Origin of the sequence: Pseudomonas sp. GW460-12-10-14-TSB1 (assembly GCF_017349775.1) — a bacterium.
Lineage (GTDB): Bacteria > Pseudomonadota > Gammaproteobacteria > Pseudomonadales > Pseudomonadaceae > Aquipseudomonas > Aquipseudomonas piscium.
Window position 1 is genome coordinate 1 of the sequence record NZ_JACNAC010000078.1, and the last position, 22,417, is coordinate 22,417.

General features: G+C 62.1%; 16 protein-coding genes. 10 read left to right on the top strand and 6 right to left on the bottom strand.

Going from position 1 to position 22,417, the window contains the following annotated elements:
- Nucleotides 1–462, bottom strand: a 462-nt coding sequence (locus J4D52_RS28325; protein ID WP_207272193.1) for a TIGR00645 family protein, incomplete at its 3' end; no start/stop codon positions are given.
- Between the two features lie 160 nt (nt 463–622).
- Here J4D52_RS28325 and J4D52_RS28330 point away from each other — a divergent pair.
- Nucleotides 623–2,455: a hypothetical protein gene (locus tag J4D52_RS28330; protein ID WP_102677092.1), complete on the top strand. Its 1,833-nt coding sequence runs from the start codon at nt 623–625 to the stop codon at nt 2,453–2,455.
- A 32-nt stretch (nt 2,456–2,487) separates the two neighbouring features.
- Here J4D52_RS28330 and J4D52_RS28335 read toward each other — a convergent pair whose 3' ends face one another.
- Together J4D52_RS28335 and J4D52_RS28340 are read right to left on the bottom strand one after the other, a co-directional pair.
- The gene (locus J4D52_RS28335; protein ID WP_007924756.1) at nt 2,488–2,799 is read right to left on the bottom strand and encodes a hypothetical protein; all 312 of its coding nucleotides are present in this window, start codon (nt 2,797–2,799) and stop codon (nt 2,488–2,490) included.
- Nucleotides 2,800–3,009: 210 nt separating this feature from the next.
- Nucleotides 3,010–5,448, bottom strand: coding sequence for a Lon protease family protein (locus tag J4D52_RS28340; RefSeq protein ID WP_009050953.1), 2,439 nt, complete (start codon nt 5,446–5,448; stop codon nt 3,010–3,012).
- Nucleotides 5,449–5,721: 273 nt separating this feature from the next.
- Between J4D52_RS28340 and J4D52_RS28345 the strand changes: the two genes are divergently transcribed.
- From J4D52_RS28345 to J4D52_RS28360, 4 genes are all read left to right on the top strand, one after another.
- Complete coding sequence (locus tag J4D52_RS28345) at nt 5,722–6,210, top strand: DUF3015 domain-containing protein (RefSeq protein WP_007924760.1); 489 nt, start codon at nt 5,722–5,724, stop codon at nt 6,208–6,210.
- Nucleotides 6,211–6,304: 94 nt separating this feature from the next.
- Complete coding sequence (locus tag J4D52_RS28350; RefSeq protein WP_102677094.1) at nt 6,305–8,158, top strand: DUF4105 domain-containing protein; 1,854 nt, start codon at nt 6,305–6,307, stop codon at nt 8,156–8,158.
- A gap of 94 nt (nt 8,159–8,252) precedes the next feature.
- The gene (locus tag J4D52_RS28355; protein ID WP_102677095.1) at nt 8,253–8,609 is read left to right on the top strand and encodes a hypothetical protein; all 357 of its coding nucleotides are present in this window, start codon (nt 8,253–8,255) and stop codon (nt 8,607–8,609) included.
- Nucleotides 8,610–8,680: 71 nt separating this feature from the next.
- The gene (locus tag J4D52_RS28360) at nt 8,681–9,175 is read left to right on the top strand and encodes a GreA/GreB family elongation factor (protein ID WP_009050956.1); all 495 of its coding nucleotides are present in this window, start codon (nt 8,681–8,683) and stop codon (nt 9,173–9,175) included.
- On the opposite strand, the gene gdhA is transcribed toward J4D52_RS28360, so the two are convergent.
- Nucleotides 9,172–10,509 carry an NADP-specific glutamate dehydrogenase gene (gene gdhA, locus J4D52_RS28365; RefSeq protein ID WP_063433087.1) on the bottom strand — a complete coding sequence of 446 codons (1,338 nt, stop codon included), beginning with the start codon at nt 10,507–10,509 and terminating at the stop codon, nt 9,172–9,174. The genes J4D52_RS28360 and gdhA overlap by 4 nt on opposite strands.
- Nucleotides 10,510–10,880: 371 nt before the next feature.
- Entirely contained in the window at nt 10,881–12,545 is a 1,665-nt protein-coding gene (ettA, locus tag J4D52_RS28370) for an energy-dependent translational throttle protein EttA (RefSeq protein WP_007924767.1), read from the bottom strand.
- Nucleotides 12,546–12,829: 284 nt separating this feature from the next.
- On the opposite strand from ettA, the gene J4D52_RS28375 reads away from it, so the two are divergent.
- The 5 genes from J4D52_RS28375 (at nt 12,830) to J4D52_RS28395 (ending at nt 21,343) form a co-directional block, all read left to right on the top strand.
- The gene (locus tag J4D52_RS28375) at nt 12,830–16,669 is read left to right on the top strand and encodes a bifunctional diguanylate cyclase/phosphodiesterase (RefSeq protein WP_102677096.1); all 3,840 of its coding nucleotides are present in this window, start codon (nt 12,830–12,832) and stop codon (nt 16,667–16,669) included.
- Nucleotides 16,670–16,877: 208 nt separating this feature from the next.
- Nucleotides 16,878–18,131, top strand: a complete 1,254-nt coding sequence (gene glyA / locus J4D52_RS28380; protein ID WP_009050960.1) for a serine hydroxymethyltransferase — start codon at nt 16,878–16,880, stop codon at nt 18,129–18,131.
- A 354-nt stretch (nt 18,132–18,485) separates the two neighbouring features.
- Nucleotides 18,486–19,799 (top strand): C4-dicarboxylate transporter DctA, encoded by a 1,314-nt coding sequence (locus J4D52_RS28385; RefSeq protein WP_009050961.1) that lies wholly within the window; start codon nt 18,486–18,488, stop codon nt 19,797–19,799.
- Between the two features lie 83 nt (nt 19,800–19,882).
- Nucleotides 19,883–20,587, top strand: a complete 705-nt coding sequence (locus tag J4D52_RS28390) for a FadR/GntR family transcriptional regulator (protein WP_009050962.1) — start codon at nt 19,883–19,885, stop codon at nt 20,585–20,587.
- Between the two features lie 45 nt (nt 20,588–20,632).
- Nucleotides 20,633–21,343, top strand: a complete 711-nt coding sequence (locus tag J4D52_RS28395; protein ID WP_102677097.1) for a GntR family transcriptional regulator — start codon at nt 20,633–20,635, stop codon at nt 21,341–21,343.
- 81 nt (nt 21,344–21,424) lie between these two features.
- On the opposite strand, the gene yjiA is transcribed toward J4D52_RS28395, so the two are convergent.
- Nucleotides 21,425–22,411, bottom strand: coding sequence for a GTPase (yjiA, locus tag J4D52_RS28400; RefSeq protein ID WP_164487026.1), 987 nt, complete (start codon nt 22,409–22,411; stop codon nt 21,425–21,427).
- Nucleotides 22,412–22,417: the final 6 nt, after the last annotated feature.

Below are 22,417 nucleotides of genomic sequence, written 5' to 3' on the forward strand. Positions count from 1 at the left end.
GCCCATGGCGAAAGCCGAAATCACGAAGGTCATGTGGATGATCACGTACCACATCAGGTACTGCGGCTCGATGTTCTTCGCGTCCATGAATACCCGCAGCAGATGGATCGAGGAGATCGCCACGATGGACGCGGCCACCTTCATCTTCAGCGAGGAGGAGTCCATCTTGCCCAGCCAGCTGAGCTTTTCCTTGTCCTCGTCGATGTCCAGCTGAGACACGAAATTCTCGTAGCCGGAGATCATCACCATCACCAGCAGGCCCCCCACCAGCGCCATGTCGATCAACGACAGCAGCACCAGGATCAGGTCGGACTCGGCCATGGTGAACACGTTGGGGATGACGTGAAAGACTTCCTGGAAAAACTTCAAGGCCAGGGCTAGCAGCCCCAACGACAGACCAAAGTAGATCGGCGCCAGCAGCCAGCGCGAGGCGTACATTGCATTCTCGATAAAACGTTCCATTGAATCTCACACAGGTCTGAAAATGGCGGCGAGTATATCAGCCGGCCAAAAGCCCATAAACCGCAACCAAATCCATTACCTGCGCGTCTGCCAAAGCGTTTTTCTGCTAGTGTCGGAATCACTTGAACAGCTCAATGACATCGGACAGGAAGCCTGGAGAATGGATTTGCGATTGCCTTTGGCGGGTACCGGCCTGTGTATCGCGGTACTGCTCAGCAGCGGCTGCTCACCCAGCGAAGAGAAGCAGCAAGTCAGCCTGGAACAGAAAACCGCACAGTTCGAACAATCCCTGGACGCCATCCAGGACCCCAAGCTCAAGGACGCCATCGCCGACCTGGGCGGTTCGCTGCTGCTGCTCGAACGCGCGCAACTGCGGCTCAAGAACAAGCCCATCGAGACCGAATACGGCGATGACGCCCTGGCTCTGCTCAAGCACTACCCCAGCCCGCAGGCCCTGGTCGACACTTACCTCAACGGCCTGTTCGTACTACGCAAGACCTCCAATTCCGACTACCTGACCGACCTGCAACCGGTGTTCCCCTTCAGCTTCAACATGCCGGCGCAGTTCCCCTTCCCCCACGGCCTGGAATGGCAGTCCGTGACCCTGAGCAACGGCAAGGTCATTGCCTTCCAGCCCGAATGGTCGGAAACCGATCCCGGCATCCAGCTGAGCCCGTCCAGCTCCAACCTGACCAATCCGGATGACCTGACGGTGACCTACCCGTTCATCGAAGGCCTGGAAGTCGAAAACAAGGACCAGCCCCAACCTGTGACGCTGCAGGGCAAGGCCGAAGTGATAGCACCACATCAGGTCTTAACGTTCGAGCTGGGCAAGGCCGATATCGGCAAGCAACGCAGCGACAAGAATGTCAGCGTAAAATTGCTGTCCCTGGACAAGAACAGCGCCGAAATCGAACTGACCAACAGCGCCCCGCTATCGCCCGAGCTCAGCGAGACGCCGCTCAACCCGTTGCTGGTGCAGGCACGCGACACTACCGGCCAGATCCTTTCGCGCTCCGGGTCGATCAACGAGAACAGCCAACAGATTGCCTTCTACGCCAAACAGCTCGCCGAAATGCAGAAGCAGAAGGCCTGGAGCCAAGCGTTCGAGCAGCAGCTTGAAGAGGAGCGCAAAACCTTCGAGCGCGAACAGCACAGCCATTACACCAAGGTGTATTTCAACGGCCTGATCGACAAGCTCGAAGTCAACGTGCTGGATTTCTCCGCAGCCACCGTCACCCGCAAAGACCTCGATCTGCCGGTACGACGCTTCGACCCTCTGACCACCGACAGCAAGATCCAGCCCCTGCCCATGCCGGTAGTGGTGTATGACGATCAGGCACCGAACTACCTCAAGGACGCCAACCTCGACGAAGAAACCTTGAAAAAAAGCGTGATCGTGCATCAATCCACCGAGGACGCCAGCGCGGCGCGGATCGAGTTCGACCACCCGAAAACCTTCAATGACGAGTTGCTGGGCACGTCCTTCTCTACCAGCGACAGCCCGGTGACCTTCTTCACCCAGAACGAAAATGGCAAACGCGGCGAGCCCATCGAACTGCCATCGGAGGCGGTCGAGGTCGATCCGTTGCGCAGCTCGATCACTTACGACCTGACCCTGTTTCCGGAAACCCCGGCTTACGCCGTCGGTGCGATCCCGCTGTTTCTGGCCAGCATCGAAAAGAAAGCCTTGCCGGTCAGCCAACTGCCCAAAGGGCTGGAGCTGCGGGGCAATGCGCTGGTCGTCGACCAGCGCCTGTTCCCGGCCGAGGCCTGGCGCTTCTACGCCAAGGACAGCAGCGGTCAGTACCTGAAGGAGATTCTTGCGGTCAGCCATGAGGCGCCGGCAAAAGGTTCGGCCTCGTTCGACGTGCATTACTTCTATGGGCAGCCCAGCGAACTGGAAACCTACCAGCGCAGCGAGCTCAACACCGTCGAATATGGCTTTGAGGTCAAGCTCGACAAGCTGGAGAACCCACCACCCGCCGAGTAGGACTCAGCGGTAGGGATTAACGGGAGATTGCGTCAATGGCGGCAGCGTTCGCCATTGATCTGCCGTAGTTGCGCCTGAAGGTGCAGGCACCAGATCTGCGGGTCGTCGGCCAGCTCATAGCCGTGGGTGGTGAGGCTTTCGACGATGGAATCAAGGATGGATTCGGCCACGCTGGGACCGCAGAAAGGTCCCTGGGCCTTGATGGCCGAAGGTTGTTCGCCGGCCATTCCGGCCGCGAACAGTAGGGTCCACATTCCGTTATCTCCCGCCAGCGGGCGGATACTGCACTCGATACGGGTGACCAGGCCAAGACACTGGCGGGTAAGGCAGAGGTTGCGCGACATGGCGGCGACCCTCGGTAGATCCGGTATTCAGCCCTCATGTGAAGACTGTTTCGATCCAGTGACGACTGTCGTTCTCCTGCCCTGAGAATAGGAAGAAAAGACTGAGAAGCAAAGTTGACCGGCCGAACAGGCGCCGAATGGTCTACTCGAGAAAATTGACGCCAGCGGACCGGCGCCGCGACGAAGGCCGAGCCCTCGCCGCGGCATGGCTCATGCCGGCTTGGTTTGCGCCAATGCTTCTTGCGCCTGCTCTTTTTCCGCTTCCTTGAGATCGTCCTCGCTGATCATTTCCGCGATAACCCGCAGACGCTCCACCACCCGTGCGTTGACACTGCCTTCCGGGAACTGGCCATCCGCATCCGGCTCGCCCGCGGGCTCGCCGACCAGCAGGCTCAGGGCCTCGTCAGCCTGGCGCACGGCATACACGTGGAATTTCCCGGCGCGGACCGCCGCCAGTACCTTCTCGTCGAGCATCAGGGTGGCAACGTTGGCGTGAGGAATGATGGCGCCCTGCTCGCCCGTCAGGCCCCGCGCTTCGCAGAGGCGGAAGAAGCCTTCGATCTTCTCGTTGACCCCGCCAACCGCCTGCACCTCGCCGAACTGGTTGATCGATCCGGTAATGGCAAAACATTGCTTGAGCGGGGTTTTCGACAAAGCCGAGATCAGCGTGCACGCCTCGCCCAGCGATGCACTGTCGCCATCGACGTAACCGTAGGATTGCTCCAGGGCGATGCTCGCCGAGATCGCCAGGGGGAATTCCTGCGCGTAACGGCTGCCCAGGTAGCCGGTGAGAATCATCACGCCCTTGGAGTGAATCGGCTGACCGAGATTGACCTCGCGCTCGATGTCGACGATACCGCTGCCCCCCGGATACACCGTGGCGGAAATCCGCGCCGGAATACCAAAGGCCGAGTCGCCCACTTCCAGCACCGTCAGGCCGTTGCACTTGCCCACGGCCGCGCCATCGGTGTCGATCAGAATGATCCCCGCCAGCATGTCGTCGAGAATCCGCGCCGAGACCCGCCCGGTGCGCGTGGCCTTGGCCTTGAGCGCCCGTTCGATGTGCCCGGCATCGGTCATCTCGTCCGAGGCCAGGTGACGGATGAAGTCCGCCTCGCTGACCAGCTGGAACAGATCGCCAATACGCGCCGACAAACGCCCCTGGTGTTCCGCCAGTCGGGCGCTGTAGGTCGCCAGGCGCGCCACCGCGTCCGCGGTCAGCGGCGCCATGCCCTCCTCGGAGGTGCGGGTTTTCAGCAGCTGGGCGAACTGTTCGAGGCTCTCGTCCACCATCGGGATGTCTTCATCGAAGTCCACCAGCACGCGGAACATTTCCTGGAAGTCCGGATCCAGGTCCTGCAGCGTGTAGTACAGCTGGCGGGCACCGATGATCACGACCTTGACCTGCAACGGGATGTGTTGCGGGGTCAGGGTCACGGTGGCCAGGCGCCCCAGTTCGCCCAGCGGCGACTCCATCTTCAGCTTGCGCGATTGCAGGGCACGCTTGAGGGCATCCCAGACAAAGGGTTCGCTGAGCATCTTCTCGGCTTCGAGAATCAGGAAACCGCCGTTGGCCCGATGCAGGGCACCCGGACGCAGCTGCCGGTAAGTGGTGTACAGCGCGCCCTGGTCGGTGCTGTATTCGATGCGGCCAAACAGGTTGTCGTAGGTCGGGTGCGGCTCGAACACCACTGGCGCGCCGCCACTGGCCGGGTGACCGACCACCAGGCTCGGGCCGTACTGTTCTTCCAGCAGCTTGCGGGCCACGGCGTCGGTCTTGCTGTCGTCCACCAGTTGCTCGACCACGGTCTTGAGCAGGTACACCTGCATGGCTTGCAGGTAGCCACACACACCGGCGTTTTCCGCGTACTTCTCGGACAGCGGCGCCAGCAGCGGCTGCAAGGCCAGGGTGATGGTTTCTTCGTTGAGATGACGCAGTTGGTTGCTCGACTCGCGCTTCCACTGCGGCAGGCTCGCCAGCTCTTCGTTGAGACGCTCTTCCAGGGCGGAAATATCCTCATGGAAACGCTCGCGATCGGCCTCGGGCAGTTGCGCGAACTCGGCCTCGTCCAGCGCCTTGCCGTCGAGCATCGGGGTGAAGGCGATATTGCTGCTGTCGCGGTACAGCGCGACGTCCTTCTCCAGCGCCAGGCGCTCGATCACATCGAGGGCACGGTCGTAACGCTGGTTGAACGCGCGGTCGATGGCGCTTTTCTTCTGTTGATAGGAGGGATGCTCGAAGACTGCCGGAAAGGTCGCCAGCAGGTTGTCGATCAGGCCGTTGATGTCACTGATGAATGCGCCTGCGGCCCCCGAAGGCAGCTCCAGCGCGCGAGGCTCGCGCGGCTCATCGAAATTGTTGACGTAGACCCAGTCGGACGGGGTCTGCAGGCGTTTGCCCTCAGCCTTCAGGTAGCGTTTGACGAAAGAGAAGCGGCCAGTGCCGGGCTCGCCCATGACAAAGACGTTGTAACCGGGGCGTGGCATCGCCACGCCGAACTGCAAGGCTTCAACCGCGCGTTCCTGGCCAAGCACACCGCGAAAGGGCTCCAAATCATTGGTGGTCGAGAAGCTGAACTGTTCAGCGGAAAACGGACGGGTCAGCGCTTCGGGCGCTAGACGCAAGCTGGCAGCAACAGGATCAGGCATCGGGCTTCCTTACATCAGGCGGGGCAGATGGGGCATTCTGGCGCCGGGTACAGCGGCTGGCAAGGCGCGAGGAAGCGAAAGCGCGGACAGATCCCAGGCGCCACGCAGACAGCATAAAAACCGTCTATTTCAAGGAATGTCATGCAAAAAAACACGGAACCCTTGGAATCTGCCTAAACTCCAAGCTGCGCGGCTGGACTAATAACCGGCCCACTGGCGCCGACATGGGCCAGAACCCTTGTCCATTGGTTTGCACACAAAGAGAACAAAGCTATGAAACGGATTCTTCTCGGTACTCTCTTCACCGCTGTTTCCATCAATGCAATGGCCCAAGCGCCAGGCGGTCCGGATTGTGGGTGGGGCAACCTGCTGTTCGAAGGGCAGCGCGGCACTCCGGCTCACTTCCTGGCCTCCACCACCAACGGCACCTCCGGTAACGCGACCTTCGGTATGACTTCCGGCACCAACGGCTGCTCGACCAACAGCGCGCTGACTTACGGCGGCAAATCCTGGTTTGCCATGAATGGCATGATGAACGAGCTCTCCGAAGACATGGCCAAAGGTGAAGGCGAAGCGCTGACCACCTACGCCGTGGTCCTGGGCGTCGCTCCTGAAGACCGCGCGCACTTCGCCGCCGTCACCCACGAGCACTTCCAGCAGATCTTCAGCAAAGCCGACGTGACCGCGGAAGATGTGCACACCAACACCCTGGCCGTACTGAAAAGCGATGCACGCCTGGCCAAGTACGCCACCCCGGCTTAATCTCGACCCGCCCGCTCTTTTCGGGGAGCGGGCTTTTGTTTTTCGGACATGACTCCTCCCGAGTCTTTGTTTTTTCCGACTCAAGTTGCCCACCATGCTCAAACGCCTTGCCTCCCTGGCGCTCTGTGTCTGCGCCCCGCTGTCCGCCGCGCCACATATCGACCACTCACGTTTGCAGCAACTGGCCAACGATCCGTTCTGGATTTCCCTTGGCCACTACGAAACCGCCAAGCTCGGTGGCTGGCGCAGCTATGTCAGCGACCCGAAGTTTTTCCTCGCCGCCAACGGCGCCGAACACCCCGACGCCGAGCTCAAGGCCACCATTGACGCGCTCTACGCCCCTGCCAACAGCGGCAACCAGCATGCCCAATGCGTGTACCCCGCCCGCACCCGCTGGCTCAAGGCCCAACTGAACCTGAGCGATCTGCCGGCAGTGGACTGCAATGAGTTCAACCAGTGGTTCAAGGATGTCTCGCCCCACAGCACGGTGATGATTTTCCCGGCGGCCTACCTGAACAGTCCGTCGTCGATGTTCGGCCATACCCTGCTGCGCATCGACCAGGCCGACGTGCAAAGCAACCACACCGCCCTGCTCAGCTACGCGATCAACTTCGGCGCCTATATCGAAGGCTCGGACAACAGCATTCTCTACGCCTGGAAAGGCCTGATGGGCGGCTACCCCGGGCTGTTCGCCCTGGTGCCCTACCAGGAGAAGCTCTCGGAATACCGCAGCCTGGAAAACCGCGACCTGTGGGAATACCGGCTGAACCTGACCCAGGCCGAAACCGAACGCATGGTCGAGCACGTCTGGGAACTGAAGCAGATCAAGTTCGACTACTTCTTCTTCGACGAGAACTGCTCCTACCGCTTGCTCGAGCTGCTGCAAGTGGCGCGCCCCAGCCTGCGCCTGACCGAACAGTTCCCGCTGACGGCGATTCCCACCGACACCGTCAAGGCGGTCAAGGAAGCCGGCCTGGTGGAGAAGATCGAATACCGCCCGTCCCGCGAACGTGAGCTGCTGGAGCGCGCCAAGCCGCTGAGCAACGACGAACAGCAATGGGTGCTGAAGGTCAGCGCCGACCAGCAACAGCTGCAGGAGCCGGCCTTCAAGGCCCTGCCACGGGACCGCCAGGCGCTGATCATCGATGCGGCCTATCGTCTTGAGCGCTACCGGGCCAACGGCCAGGAACGCGACCCGCAACGTGCGCAGCGCAGTTTCGAGCTGTTGCGGGCGATCAACCGCAACCCACCGCCTGAACTGTCCATCGAGCGCCCTGGCCTGCCGGAAGACGGCCATGAGTCGCGCACCTGGCAGGTCGGCGTAGGCACCCGCGGCGACCAGGCCTTTGGCGAATACGGGCTGCGCATGGCCTATCACGACCTCAACGACAACGCCGAAGGCTTCCCCCTGGGCGCACAGATCGAAATCCTGCAGATGAAACTGCGCCAGTACGAAGGCAACCACTGGCAGCTGCAGCAACTGGACCTGGCGACCATTCGTTCGCTGACGCCGCGCAACGAACTGTTGCAACCCTGGTCCTGGCAGGTCACCGGCGGCCTGGAGCGGGTGCCGGGCAAACACGACGATGAAACCCTGGTCAGCCATGTCAACGGTGGCGGTGGCGGCACCTGGCAGCTCAGCGAGAATATGCTCGGCTTCGCCCTGGGCACCGTGCGCGTCGAGCACAACGCCGATTTCGCCGGTTTCATCACCCCGGCGGCCGGTTTCAACACCGGCCTGCTCTGGAAAAACCCGCTGGGCAATTTCAGCCTCGAAGCCAAGGGTGATTACTTCACCAATGGCGAGGTACGCCGCAGCCTGAGCCTCAACCAGCAATGGGAGCTGTCGCGCAACCTGGGCCTGCGCCTGAGCGCCCAGCGCGAGTTCAGCCACCTGGCCACCGCGGAAAACGAGGTGATGCTGGAACTGAAGTGGTACCACTACTGATGCCCGGTAGCATTCTCACCGTGCTTTCACAAACCACTGACGAATCCCCTTCTAGACTTTCTCTATGAGCCGTTGAGCGGCGTGGGAGTCAGAGATGTGGCGGTATGCAGTAGTGGCGGCGTTGCTGGTGTTGATCGCCGGTTGTGAGACGACCCACGAGCAGTTGCTCAAGCAGGGTTATCCACCGGCCTTCGCCGACGGCTTCGATGATGGCTGCGCCAGCGGTCGCCAGGCCGCCGGGGCGATCAACGGCGAATTTCGCAAGAACGTGCCACGCTACCTCAAGGACCCGCAATACGCCGAGGGCTGGAGCGACGGTTTTCGCCAGTGCCAGGCCATGCTGGAAAACCAGGATCGCAATGACTATCGGCAGCGTCACTGGGACGAACGCGAACGCGCCTGGCAACAGGAAAAAGACCGCGACGCCGCGCGAGCCTATCGCTCGCAGTAAGTCGCTTTCAGACATGGCCCGAAACCAAAAGGCTGCGACCATGGCCCAAACTCCATTACGGGAGAACTCCCATGAGCCGAGCCTTCGTCAATGAAGAGCTGACTGCCGCCCAGGCCGACCAACCCGTGGAACGGCAGATCAGTGCGCAGCCCAACTACGTCACCCCCCAGGGCCTGAGCGAACTGCAGGCCAAGGTCGCGTTCCTGCAAACCCGGCACAACCAACAATCGGCGCTGGGCGACCAGGCGGACCCACAACAGCTGGCCGATATCGAACGCGACCTGCGCTACTTCAACCAGCGCCTGCAAAGCGCCCAGGTGGTTCCCCAGGCGACATCGCGGTCGAAGGTGCAGATCGGCAGCCGGGTCATCTTCGCCGACGAGCACGGCACCGAGCAGTGCGTGCAGCTAGTGGGCGAGGATCAGGCCGATGTCGCCAAGGGCCTGATCAATTGGGGCTCGCCGCTAGGCCGGGCGCTGCTGGGCACCCAGCTTGGCGATGAAGTGTTGTGGCAGCGGCCTGCGGGCGATCAGTTGATCGAGGTGATCCGCATCGACCCGGCTTAAACCACGCCCTGGGCCAGCATGGCATCGGCGACCTTGACGAAGCCGGCGATGTTCGCCCCTTTGACGTAGTTGACCCGGCCGTTTTCTTCGCCGTAATGCACGCAGGCATGGTGGATCGACTGCATGATGCCGTGCAGCTTGCTGTCCACCTCGCCGGCGCTCCACAGCAGGCGCATGGCGTTCTGCGACATCTCCAGCCCGCTGACCGCCACGCCCCCGGCGTTCGAGGCCTTGCCCGGGGCGAACAGAATACCGGCTTCGATAAAGATATCCACAGCCTCCAGGGTGGTCGGCATGTTCGCCCCCTCAGCCACGCACCTGCAGCCATTGCGCAGCAGCGTGCGTGCCGACTCGGCGTCCAGTTCGTTCTGGGTGGCGCACGGCAGCGCGATATCGCACGGCAGCGCCCAGGGGTGCTGGCCGGCGAGGAATTCGAGATTGAACTGCGTCGCCAGCTCGCTGATGCGCCCGCGCTTGACGTTCTTCAGCTCCAGCACTGCCTGCCATTGCTCCTCGGTCAACCCGGCCTCGCAGTACAGCGTGCCTTCGGAGTCCGACAGGGAGATCACCTTGCCGCCCAGGTCCATGACCTTGCGCGCCGCGTATTGCGCCACGTTGCCGGAACCGGAAATCGCCACGCGCTTGCCCTCCACCCGGTCGTCACGGCGCTTGAGCATTTCCTCGGCGAAGTACACGCAACCGAAGCCGGTAGCCTCCGGGCGGATCAGGCTGCCGCCGTAACTCATGCCCTTGCCGGTCAGCACCGAAGTGAACTGGTTGCTCAGGCGCTTGTACTGACCGAACAGGAAGCCGATTTCCCGGGCGCCCACGCCAATATCCCCCGCCGGCACGTCCACATCCGAACCGATATGGCGATATAGCTCGCTCATGAAGGCCTGGCAGAAGCGCATCACCTCGGCGTCGCTCTTGCCCTTCGGATCGAAGTCCGAACCGCCCTTGCCGCCGCCCATGGGCAGCGAGGTCAAGGAGTTCTTGAAGGTCTGCTCGAAGGCGAGGAATTTCAGCACCCCCAGATTGACCGAAGGGTGGAAACGCAAACCGCCCTTGTACGGGCCGATGGCGCTGTTCATCTGGATGCGGAACCCGCGATTGACCTGGACCTTGCCCTGATCGTCGACCCACGACACGCGAAACACCACCGCCCTCTCCGGCTCGCAGATGCGTTCGAGAATGCCCGAGGTCAGGTAATGCGGATGGGCCTCCAGGAACGGCCACAGGCTGCGCAGCACCTCTTCCACCGCCTGGTGGAATTCAGGCTGGTCCGGGTCGCGCTTTTTCAGGCGGGCGAGGAAGTCTTCGACGGATTCGATCATGGGAAAGTCTCGGCAAATTTATTGTCGTTAACGGAGATTTGCCCGGGACTTTAGCAACTCGAACAGCACCATGACAGAGCAAAATGTCGCAGTTATGAATTTAAATGGTGCAATAGATATAAATATCCGACTGTTTCGGCCTTTTACGCACCATTAAAGGGATCTCAACCACAGGCCTCGCCCCATGTTGGGCAGCCTGAAAATCGGTGGTGTCAGTCAGGGCGCATCGCGAGCAAGCTCGCTCCTACAAGAACGACACAGCCCCTGTAGGAGCGAGCTTGCTCGCGATAAGAGCCACAGACTCCACCTGGAAACACGCGCAAAAAAAACGGAGCCCGAAGGCTCCGTTTCTTTCAAGCAACCGACCCGGATCAGGCCAGTTTCTTGTAACGCACGCGGTGCGGCTGGGCAGCCGCGTCGCCGAGGCGCTTCTTGCGATCGGCTTCGTACTCGGTGTAGTTGCCTTCGAAGAACACCGCTTGGGAGTCGTCTTCGTACGCCAGGATGTGGGTCGCGACACGGTCAAGGAACCACCGGTCGTGGGAGATCACAATGGCGGCGCCCGGGAAGTCCAGCAGGGCTTCTTCCAGGGAACGCAGGGTTTCGACGTCGAGGTCGTTGGACGGTTCGTCGAGCAGCAGGACGTTGCCGCCCTCTTTCAGGGTCAGGGCCAGGTGCAAGCGACCACGCTCACCACCGGACAGGTCCTTGACGAACTTCTGCTGGTCGCCGCCCTTGAAGTTGAAACGACCGACGTAGGTACGCGACGGGATCTCGTAGCTGCCGATGCGAATCTGGTCGGAGCCGTCGGAGATCTGCTGGAACACGGTCTTGCTGCCGTCCAGGTCCTCGCGGCTTTGGTCGACGCAAGCCAGTTGCACGGTTTCGCCGACTTCGATGCTGCCCGAGTCCGGCGTTTCCTTGCCCATCAGCATGCGGAACAGGGTGGATTTACCGGCGCCGTTACCGCCGATCACACCAACGATGGCGCCTTTTGGCATGGAGAACGACAGGTTGTCGATCAGCACGCGATCGCCATAACCCTTGGTGACGTTCTTGAACTCGATGACCTTGTCACCCAGGCGCGGACCGGCCGGGATGTAGATCTCGTTGGTCTCGCTGCGCTTCTGGAATTCCTGCGATTGCATTTCTTCGAAGCGAGCCAGACGGGCCTTGGATTTCGACTGACGAGCCTTGGCGCCTTTGCGCACCCACTCCAGTTCTTCCTTCATGGCCTTTTCATGGGCCGACTGCTGCTTGGACTCCTGGGCCAGACGATCGGACTTGGCTTCCAGCCAACCCGAATAGTTGCCCTCGTAAGGAATGCCGGCGCCGCGGTCGAGCTCGAGGATCCAGCCGGCGACGTTGTCCAGGAAGTAACGGTCGTGCGTGATCGCAACCACGGTGCCCGGGAAGTCGTGGAGGAAGTGCTCCAGCCAGGCCACGGAGTCGGCGTCCAGGTGGTTGGTCGGTTCGTCGAGCAGCAGCATGTCCGGGGCGGACAGCAGCAGGCGGCACAGGGCCACACGACGTTTTTCACCACCGGACAGGTGTTCGACCTTGGCATCCCAGGCCGGCAGGCGCAGCGCATCGGCGGCGACTTCCAACTGGCGCTCCAGGTTGTGGCCATCGCTGGCCTGCAGGATCGCTTCGAGCTTGGCCTGTTCGGCGGCCAGCTTGTCGAAGTCGGCGTCCGGATCGGCGTAGGCCGCATAGACCTCGTCCAGGCGCGCCTGGGCGTCCTTGATCACGCTGACCGCTTCCTCGACCACTTCACGCACGGTCTTGGTCGGATCCAGCTGAGGCTCCTGGGGCAGGTAGCCGATGTTCAGCTCGGGCATCGGACGGGCTTCGCCCTCGAACTCGGTGTCGACGCCGGCCATGATTTTCAGCAGGGTGGACTTACCCGAACCGTTGAGGCCCAGCACGCCGATCTTGGCGCCCGGGAAGAACGACAGAGAAATGTTTTTCAGGATTTCCCGCTTCGGCGGAACAACTTTTCCCAGCCGATGCATGGTGAAGACGTATTGAGCCATGATGAACCTAGCGTCAGTGACTGATGAATGAAGAGCGGGCGAAGCCCGGCCAGGCCATGCGCGGCGCCGGCATTTGATCGCGATCAATGCCTGCGTACGGAAAAAGCCTGATTGTCTGGAGCTGGAGCGCTCCCGCGTAACCGGCAAAGCTACCTCAATGGCCGGGCAAGGTCCAGCCAGCCAGGGCTGGCACTTTGCCACAACTCAAGGCATGCTAGCCGCCCTTCGGGCGTCCGGCTTATAGTGCACGTCGCGCCAGTCCAGCCAAACCGCAGGATCACAGTTTGTCCAATGCCACTCCGCCCTCTTCCCTGCGCGCACCTGCGCCTGCGTCCGGCTCGCCCTTGCGCGGCACCCTGAAAGGCGTGCTGGCGACCCTGGTCCTGCTGCTGCTCGCCCTGCTGTTCTGGCAACTGCTCGACCAACTGCAACAGACCCGCAAAGACCAGCGTCAACACGCGATCGACTACAACGCCGACCTGGCCGAGCACATCAGCCTCAATCTGGCGCTCAATGCGCAGATCGCCCTCAACCTGCTGCCGATCGTCGAGCCGCCACAGAATGCCGAACAGCAGCAACTGCTGCTGAAAAAGCTGCAACTGTCCCTGCCCGACCTGCAAAGCATCGCGCTGCTGGATGCCAAGGGCCAGCTCGTCAGCGACAGCGACGCCGACGGCCAGAACGCCGCGTGGCTCACCGAGCTGACCAGCCGCAGCCGCGGCCAGCGCTACTACTACAGCAACGCCAGCGACGGTGCGCTGGTACAACTGCTGCTGCACCAGCCCAGCGGCGCACTCAAGAGTTACTGGGTGCTGCGCCTGGCACCGACTTTCGTTCAGTCCCTGAGCCCCAGCCCCGACCAGGGCTTCCAACCGACCTGGGTCATTGAAAACCGCCAGGATCAGAAAACCCTCAGTCGCGACGACGGCAGCAGCACCCCGGTGACCAGCGACGAAATAGCCAACAGCGTGCTGGTCGCGCCACTGGGTAACAGCGATTGGCAATTGCGCGGCCTGTTCGACGAACGCGCGGTGATCGAGCAACTGCTACCAGCGTTTATCGCCAAATGCCTGCTGGGGCTGGCGTTCTCCCTGCTGCCGGTGATTGCGCTGCTGAACATGCGCCGCCGCCAGCGCCAGCTGCACGAAGGGCGTCGGCGCTACCAGGACATTTTCGAAGGTACCGGGGTCGCCCTCTGCGTTCTGGATATTTCCGGGCTGCCGGCGTTTCTCGACAAGGCCCAGCTGCACGACAGCGAACAACTCAAGGCCTGGCTGGAGCACAACCCGCAGCAGCGGCAGCTGCTGCTTGAAGAACTGCGCGTCACCGAAGTCAATCAGGTGGCCTTGCGGCTGCTCAACGTCGACTCCTGCGAACAGGCCTGGAAGCTGCTGATCGAAGGCAGCCCGCTCAACAGCAGCGCCATCGGCAACCAGCTGCTGGAAACCGTGATCAACCAGCACAAACAGCTGGAGCTGGAAATCCGCCTCAGCGACGCCCAGGGCCACGACCAGCACCTGTGGCTGGTACTGCGCCTGCCGGAAGATCCCGCCGACTATCGGGCGGTGATCCTCAGCATCAGCGACATCACCAGCCGCAAGCTCATCGAGCTGTCGCTGCTGGAGCGTGAGGGTTTCTGGTCGGACGTGGTGCGCACCGTGCCGGACCACCTTTATGTGCAGGACGTCATCAGCCAGCGGATGATCTTCAGCAACCACCACCTGGGGCAGACCCTCGGCTATAACAAGACCGAACTGCACCAGATGGGCGAGTATTTCTGGGAAATTCTCCTGCATCCGGAGGACGCCGACCTCTACCACCGGTTGCGCCAGGAACAACGGCATGCCGGCTACCTGCAATTGCTGCAGTGCCATTTGCGCTTTCGCCACCGCAGCGGTCAATGGCGCTGTTTCGACATCCGCGAACAGGCCCTGGCGCGGGACAAGTACGACCAGGTCACGCGCATCATCGGCGTGGCCAAGGACATCACCGACCAGATCGAGGCCAGCGAATCCCTGCGTGACAGCGAACGCCGCTACCGCATGCTCGCCGAAAGCATCAGCGACGTGATTTTCTCCACCGACAGTAAGATGGCCCTCAACTATGTCAGCCCCTCGGTGCAGTCGGTGCTGGGCTATGACGCCGAATGGATCTTCCAGAACGGCTGGCAATCGACCATCGCCAACCCGCAACAGCTGACCGGCATCTATGCCCTGATGGAGCGGATCGGCAAGGCCCTGGACAAGCCCGAGCAACTGGCGCAATTGCGCAACCAGGTACAGACCCAGTTGTTCCTGTTCGACTGCCTGCGGGCCGACGGGCGCAAGATTCCGATCGAGCTGCGCCTGGTGCTGGTGTGGGACGAACACGGCGCCTTCGAAGGCGTGCTCGGGGTCGGCCGCGATATCAGCCAGCAGCGCCGCGCGGAAAAAGACCTGCGCATGGCGGCCACGGTATTCGAGCATTCGACCTCGGCGATCCTGATCACCGACCCGGCGGGCTACATCGTCCAGGCCAACGAGGCGTTCAGCCGGGTCAGCGGCTACGCGGTATCCCAGGTGCTCGACCAGTTGCCGAACATGCTCACCGTCGACGAACAGCAGGAAGCCCACCTGCGTTACGTGCTCAAGCAGTTGCACCAGCACAGCACCTGGGAAGGCGAGGTCTGGCTCAAGCGCCGTAACGGCGAGCACTATCCGGCCTGGGTCGGCATCACCGCGGTGCTCGATGACGAAGGCGACCTGGCCAGCTACGTGTGCTTCTTCACCGACATCAGCGAACGCAAGGCCAGCGAACAGCGCATTCACCGCCTGGCCTACTACGACGCCCTGACCCACCTGCCCAACCGCACGCTGTTCCAGGACCGCCTGCATACCGCCCTGCAATCGGCAGAGCGGCAGAAGTCCTGGGTGGTGCTGATGTTCCTCGACCTGGACCGCTTCAAGCCGATCAACGACTCCCTGGGCCACGCCGCGGGCGACCGCATGCTCAAGGAAATGGCCACCCGCCTGCTCGATTGCGTCGACGATGACGACACCGTGGCGCGCATGGGCGGCGATGAGTTCACCTTGCTCCTGCAACCGCGGACCAGCCGCGAGATTGCCCTGAACCGGGCGATCCACGTCGCCGAACAGATTCTCGCCAGCCTGGTGAAGCCGTTCGTGCTCGAAGGCCGGGAGTTCTTCGTCACCGCCAGTATCGGCATCGCCCTCAGCCCGCAGGACGGCAACGAGCTGAGCCAGCTGATGAAAAACGCCGACACCGCGATGTACCACGCCAAGGAACGCGGCAAGAACAACTTCCAGTTCTACCAGGCCGACATGAACGCCAGCGCCCTGGAGCGCCTGGAGCTGGAAAGCGACCTGCGCCACGCTCTGGAACAGCAGGAATTCATCCTGTACTACCAGCCGCAGTTCAGCGGCGACGGCAAGCGCCTGACCGGCGCCGAAGCCCTGCTGCGCTGGCGCCATCCGCGGCGCGGGCTGGTACCGCCGGGAGACTTCATCCCGGTGCTCGAAGAACTGGGGCTGGTGGTGGATGTCGGCGACTGGGTGATCAGCGAAGCCTGTCGCCAGCTCAAGGCCTGGCACCAGGCCAAGGTCCGGGTGCCGAAGGTCTCGGTGAACATCTCGGCCCGCCAGTTCTCCGACGGCCAGCTGGGCATGCGGATCGCCACCATCCTCAAGGACACCGGCCTGCCGCCGGCCTGCCTGGAGCTGGAACTGACCGAAAGTATCCTGATGCGCGAAGTCAGCGAAGCGATGCAGATCCTCGACGGCCTGAAGAACCTCGGCCTGAGCATCGCGGTCGACGACTTCGGCACCGGCTATTCATCGCTGAACTACCTCAAGCAGTTCCCCATCGACGTGCTGAAGATCGACCGCACCTTCGTCGACGGCCTGCCGTCCGGCGAGCAGGACGCGCAGATCGCCCGCGCCATCATCGCCATGGCCCACAGCCTGAACCTCGCGGTGATCGCCGAGGGCGTGGAAACCCATGAGCAGCTGGACTTCCTGCGCGAGCACGGCTGTGACGAAGTCCAGGGCTATCTGTTCGGCCGGCCGATGCCGGCCAACAGCTTCGAAGGGCAGTTCAGCAACGACGCGCTGTTCATGTTCGATTGAAATTGTGCGGCGTTTGCCGGTGACGTTATCGCGGGCAAGCTCCGCGCCCGGGAATATGCGCTCGGTTCGCCCGTGACGTTCTGTGCACAAACGCCGCTTATCCCGTCATGAAAGCCACTTGTCTGCGACATGATGTCCTTTCATATGCCATCTAAAACCCGTTGGGTTAGAATGCCCCCCTTTTCTGCCCCGATCCTTGAGGACCGCCATGTTCAGCCGTGATTTGACTATTGCCAAGTACGACGCCGATCTCTTTGCCGCCATGGAGCAAGAAGCCCAGCGCCAGGAAGAGCACATTGAGCTGATCGCTTCGGAAAACTACACCAGCCCTGCGGTGATGGAAGCTCAAGGCTCGGTGTTGACCAACAAGTACGCCGAAGGTTACCCAGGCAAGCGTTACTACGGCGGCTGCGAATACGTCGACGTGGTTGAGCAACTGGCCATCGACCGCGCCAAGGAGCTGTTCGGCGCCGACTACGCCAACGTCCAGCCGCACGCCGGCTCGCAAGCCAACGCTGCCGTTTACCTGGCGCTGCTGTCGGCTGGCGACACCATCCTGGGCATGAGCCTGGCCCACGGCGGTCACCTGACCCACGGCGCCAGCGTTTCCTCCTCCGGCAAGCTGTACAACGCCATCCAGTACGGCATCGATGCCAACGGCCTGATCGACTACGACGAAGTCGAGCGCCTGGCGGTCGAGCACAAGCCGAAAATGATCGTGGCCGGTTTCTCTGCCTACTCGCAGGTTCTGGACTTCCCACGCTTCCGCGAAATCGCCGACAAGGTCGGTGCTTACCTGTTCGTCGACATGGCTCACGTAGCCGGTCTGGTCGCCGCTGGCGTCTACCCGAACCCGGTGCCTTTCGCCGACGTGGTAACCACCACCACCCACAAGACCCTGCGCGGTCCACGTGGCGGCCTGATCCTGGCTCGCGCCAACGCCGACATCGAGAAGAAGCTGAACTCCGCGGTATTCCCGGGCGCCCAGGGCGGCCCGCTGGAGCACGTGATCGCGGCCAAGGCGATCTGCTTCAAGGAAGCGCTGCAGCCTGAGTTCAAGGCCTACCAGCAACAAGTGGTGAAGAACGCCCAGGCCATGGCCGGCGTGTTCATCGAGCGCGGTTTCGACGTGGTTTCCGGCGGTACTCAGAACCACCTGTTCCTGCTGTCGCTGATCAAGCAGGAAATCTCCGGTAAAGACGCCGATGCCGCTCTGGGCAAGGCCTTCATCACCGTGAACAAGAACTCCGTGCCAAACGACCCACGCTCCCCGTTCGTCACCTCCGGCCTGCGCTTCGGCACTCCGGCAGTGACCACTCGCGGCTTCAAGGAAGCCGAGTGCAAGGAACTGGCTGGCTGGATCTGCGACATCCTGGCCGACCTGAACAACGAAGCGGTGATCGACGCCGTTCGTGAGAAAGTCAAAGCCATCTGCAAGAAGCTGCCGGTATACGGCGCCTGATTCGCAGAGCGTTGCATGAAAAGCCCGGCCTTCGCGCCGGGCTTTTTTTCGCCTGCGAATTGTCTGGCCCGGGACCTGTAGCCGCTGCCACAGGCTGCGATCGGCCGGCACGGCCGCGACACTCTGAAGATCGCAGGAAGGCCTTCGGCCTTATCGCAGCCTTCGGCAGCGGCTACAGGATCAGCACCACTGGTCAGACCGGTCATGCCAATTTTCGGATTTACCCTTGTATTCACGGGAAAATCGGGCATAGACTGCGCCTGCACTGGACATACCGGTAAGACCACAATAATTAAGTCCCGAATCTGATGCGCTCCGCGCACGGCAGCCGGGACACCGACCAGGATTCCCCTCATGCTCAGATGGTGCTCGCGTTCGATTTTCCTCCAGGTAGTCCTCGGACTGATGCTCGGCATCGTGTGCGGACTGACACTCCCCGAATACTCCTCGCAACTCAAGCCACTGGGCGATGCCTTTATCAAGCTGATCAAGATGCTGATCGGCCTGATCGTCTTCTGTGTGGTGGTCAGTGGCATCTCCGGCGCCGGCGACCTGAAAAAGGTCGGCCGCATCGGGCTCAAATCCGTCATCTACTTCGAAGTCTTGACCACCATCGCCCTGGTGATCGGCCTGGTCTTCGCCTTCACCACCGGCATCGGCAGCGGCGCCAATATCCATCTGGAACAGCTGTCCGCCGCCGACATGGGCGACATCGCCCAGCGCAGCCAGCACATGCACGGCACCTCTGAGTTCCTGATGGGGCTGATCCCCAACTCGGTCCTGGGCGCCTTCGCCGAAAACAACATCCTGCAGGTGCTGCTGTTCTCCGTGCTGTTCGGCAGCGCGCTGAACCTGGTGGGCGAAGCGGCTTCCGGCATCTCGCGGCTGATCAACGAACTCAGCCACATCATCTTCCGCATCATGGGCATGATCGTGCGCCTGGCGCCGATCGGCGTGTTCGGCGCCATCGCCTTCACCACCAGCAAGTACGGCCTGGACTCGCTGCAGCACCTGGGCAGCCTGGTGGGCCTGTTCTACCTGACCTGCTTCGCTTTCGTAGCCATCATTCTCGGCGTGGTGATGCGCTGTTCCGGCCTGCGCATGCTGCCTTTCCTCAAGTACCTGCGCGAAGAGCTGCTGATCGTCCTCGGCACCGCTTCCTCCGACGCCGTACTGCCACAGATCATGCGCAAACTGGAGCACCTGGGCATCGGCAGCTCCACGGTCGGCCTGGTCATCCCGACGGGCTACTCGTTCAACCTCGACGGTTTCTCGATCTACCTGACCCTGGCCATCGTCTTCATCGCCAATGCCACCGGTACGCCGTTGTCGATGTCCGACCTGCTGACCATCCTGCTGGTGTCGCTGATCACCTCCAAAGGCGCCCACGGGATTCCCGGCTCGGCGCTGGTGATCCTGGCCGCCACCCTGACGGCGATTCCGGCCATCCCGGTGGTGGGCCTGGTGCTGGTGCTGGCGGTGGACTGGTTCATGGGCATCGGCCGGGCGCTGACCAACCTGATCGGCAACTGCGTCGCCACCGTGGCCATTGCCCGCTGGGAAAGAGACATCGATATTCAACGGGCCAACAAAGTCCTGAGCGGCCAGCAGGGCTATGGTTTCCAACCGCGAAAACCGCTGCCCGGCGCGCAGCAGCAGGAGTTCTGAGGCATGCCTTGTGCCTGTCGCCGGCAGGCACAACAATCAGCGCCTGCCATGGGCCTCATCCGCCATATTCCAGGGAGTGAACAGTGATCACCTCGTCAACGGTTGTAAATTCAGTGGTAGAAAAGCTGCGGGCGGCCTTGGCCCGTGGTCAATGGCGCTCCGGCGACATGCTGCCGGGGCAACGTGAATTGGCCGAGCAGCTGGGCATCAGCCGCCCGAGCCTGCGCGAGGCGGTGACTGTTCTGGAAACCCTGGGCCTGGTGCGTTCCATGCCCGGCAAAGGCGTGGTGGTGCTGGAGGCCAGCCTCAACGAACAACCGGCCAGCGACAGCGGCGTGGCGGGCGCCAGCCTCGAGGACGTGCTGCAACTGCGTTACACACTCGAACCCTTCATCGTCGGCCTGGTGGCGCAGTCCATTAGCAGCAAGGAAGTGGGCCAGCTGCGCCTGACCCTGATGGACATGCGCGAGGCCCTGGAGGCCAACGACAGCGAAGCCGGGATGAACGCCTACATCGCCTTCCATGAAGAGCTGTTCACCCTGACCTCCAACCCGATCTTCCAGAACGTGGTGCAGCAGACCAGCAACGCCCTGAAGCAGAGCGCGGAAATCCTGCGCAACTCGCCGGAGCACCTGGCCGAACGCCTGGAAGAAAACGAAGCGGTGGTCCGGGCGATCCGCAACAAGAACAGCGCGCTGGCCAGTGCCGAAATGCGCCGGCACATCCTCAAGGAAGGCCAGCGCATGGGCATCGAGCTGAACATCCCGGACGACCATCTGGGCAACTAAGCCGCACCCACACTTTCGTATCGGTAACCGGACTGGAGACAGGCCATGGCCAGCTACGCCTTGAACAAACTTGCATTCCCCCTCCCCGGTGCCCTGCCACGGCGCCGCACCGGCGAGAAAAAGCTGCTGGTCGACGATGTCTATCCGCAGATTTTCGATGCCATTCTCGAACAACGCATCGCCCCCGCCAGCCGTTTCACCGAGGACAGCCTCGGCGAAGTGTTCGGGGTCAGCCGCAGCATCATTCGCCAGGTCCTGGCGCGCTTGTCCCACCAGCAGGTGATTATCCTGCGGCCCAACCACCGGCCTCAGGTGGCGGCACCGGACCACGAACAGACGCGGCAGATCCTGCACGCCCGCCGCCTGACGGAAATCACCCTGGTCAGGCTCGCCTGCCAGCAACCGGCACCGCGCAACCTCAAGCGCCTGCGGGAATTGATCGCCGCTGAGCGCGATTGCATCGACCGTGGCTTGCGTGGCCCGGCGATCCGCCTGTCCGGTGAGTTCCACCTGCAATTGGCCGAAGTGGCCGGCAACACGCCGCTGGCGCATTTCCTCGGCAGCCTGGTGCCGCTGACGTCACTGGCGATCGCCCACCATGAAAGCCGCACCTGCAGCCATTGCGCCTGGCAGGAGCACGCGGCGATTGTCGATGCCATCGAAGACGGTGACGTAAAGGTCGCGGTCGGGTTGATGACCGGGCATCTGGATCACCTGGAGGAAAGGTTGCTCAAGGCCAGCGCGGCCTCACAGTAATCTGCGTTTCACGAGCACGCTCGCTCCTGCAGACCGGAGCGAGCGTGTTCGCGATGACCTCACAACAACGCTGTAACGAAACTACTGCGCCGCCATCCGGGCGAACCCGGCACGGATCTTCTCTTCCGGCAGATCGTCGGCAATAAACACAATCACACTCTCCCGCGCCTCGCCCTCGGCCCACTCGGTATCCCAGTCGAAACCGTACAGCTTGAGCACGCCCTGGAACACCAGGCGCCGCGGCTCGCCGGCGATGTTCAGCACGCCCTTGTAGCGCAGCAGCTGCTTGCCGTGTTCTTCCAGCAGTTCGTTCATGAACTCGCTGAGCCTGTCGATATCCAGCGGCGCATCGGTGCGCAGCACCAGGCTGGAAATACGATCGATGGAAGGCGCCTTGCTCACCGGGCGCAGGCTGACACCGCCCCCCAGGTCGGCATTCAGATTGAAGCCACGCACATCCAGCAGCTCGGCCAGGTCGATGCGGCCATGCTCGACCACACGGATCGGCGCACGGCGGTTGATCCGGGTCAGGCGTTCGCTCAACGCATTGAAAGTGGGCTCGTCCACCAGGTCGCGCTTGCTCACCAACAGGCGGTCGGCGAAGCCGATCTGGGCCTGGGCAATGGTCTGGGTCAGGTGGTGCTCGGCATGCTTGGCGTCCACCAGGGTGATGATGCCGTCGAGGATGTAACGCTCGCGCAATTCTTCGTCGATGAAGAAGGTCTGGGCCACGGGCGCGGGGTCGGCCAGCCCGGTGCATTCGATCACCAGCCGGTCGAAGGCGATCTCGCCGCTGTCCAGCCGCTCGAGCAGCAGGTACAGCGCCTTGGTCAGATCGGTGTGGATGGTGCAGCAGACGCAACCATTGGACAGCGTCATCACTTGCACCGGCTCGTCGCCCAGCAACTGGGTGTCGATGCCGGCATCGCTGAATTCGTTTTCGATCACGGCGATTTTCAGGCCGTGTTCGGCCTTGAGCAGGTGACGCAGCAAGGTGGTCTTGCCGGCGCCGAGGAAACCGCTGAGAACGGTGACGGGGATTGGGGCTAACAAAACGAAATCTCCCATGGGCAG

Excerpts from the sequence above, each read along its gene's own strand:
- J4D52_RS28330 (WP_102677092.1), top strand. The coding sequence starts at position 623 with ATGGATTTGCGATTGCCTTTGGCGGGTACCGGCCTGTGTATCGCGGTA.
- J4D52_RS28335 (WP_007924756.1), bottom strand. The coding sequence starts at position 2,799 with ATGTCGCGCAACCTCTGCCTTACCCGCCAGTGTCTTGGCCTGGTCACC.
- J4D52_RS28340 (WP_009050953.1), bottom strand. The coding sequence starts at position 5,448 with ATGCCTGATCCTGTTGCTGCCAGCTTGCGTCTAGCGCCCGAAGCGCTG.
- J4D52_RS28345 (WP_007924760.1), top strand. The coding sequence starts at position 5,722 with ATGAAACGGATTCTTCTCGGTACTCTCTTCACCGCTGTTTCCATCAAT.
- J4D52_RS28350 (WP_102677094.1), top strand. The coding sequence starts at position 6,305 with ATGCTCAAACGCCTTGCCTCCCTGGCGCTCTGTGTCTGCGCCCCGCTG.
- J4D52_RS28355 (WP_102677095.1), top strand. The coding sequence starts at position 8,253 with ATGTGGCGGTATGCAGTAGTGGCGGCGTTGCTGGTGTTGATCGCCGGT.
- J4D52_RS28360 (WP_009050956.1), top strand. The coding sequence starts at position 8,681 with ATGAGCCGAGCCTTCGTCAATGAAGAGCTGACTGCCGCCCAGGCCGAC.
- gdhA (WP_063433087.1), bottom strand. The coding sequence starts at position 10,509 with ATGATCGAATCCGTCGAAGACTTCCTCGCCCGCCTGAAAAAGCGCGAC.
- ettA (WP_007924767.1), bottom strand. The coding sequence starts at position 12,545 with ATGGCTCAATACGTCTTCACCATGCATCGGCTGGGAAAAGTTGTTCCG.
- glyA (WP_009050960.1), top strand. The coding sequence starts at position 16,878 with ATGTTCAGCCGTGATTTGACTATTGCCAAGTACGACGCCGATCTCTTT.
- J4D52_RS28385 (WP_009050961.1), top strand. The coding sequence starts at position 18,486 with ATGCTCAGATGGTGCTCGCGTTCGATTTTCCTCCAGGTAGTCCTCGGA.
- J4D52_RS28395 (WP_102677097.1), top strand. The coding sequence starts at position 20,633 with ATGGCCAGCTACGCCTTGAACAAACTTGCATTCCCCCTCCCCGGTGCC.
- yjiA (WP_164487026.1), bottom strand. The coding sequence starts at position 22,411 with ATGGGAGATTTCGTTTTGTTAGCCCCAATCCCCGTCACCGTTCTCAGC.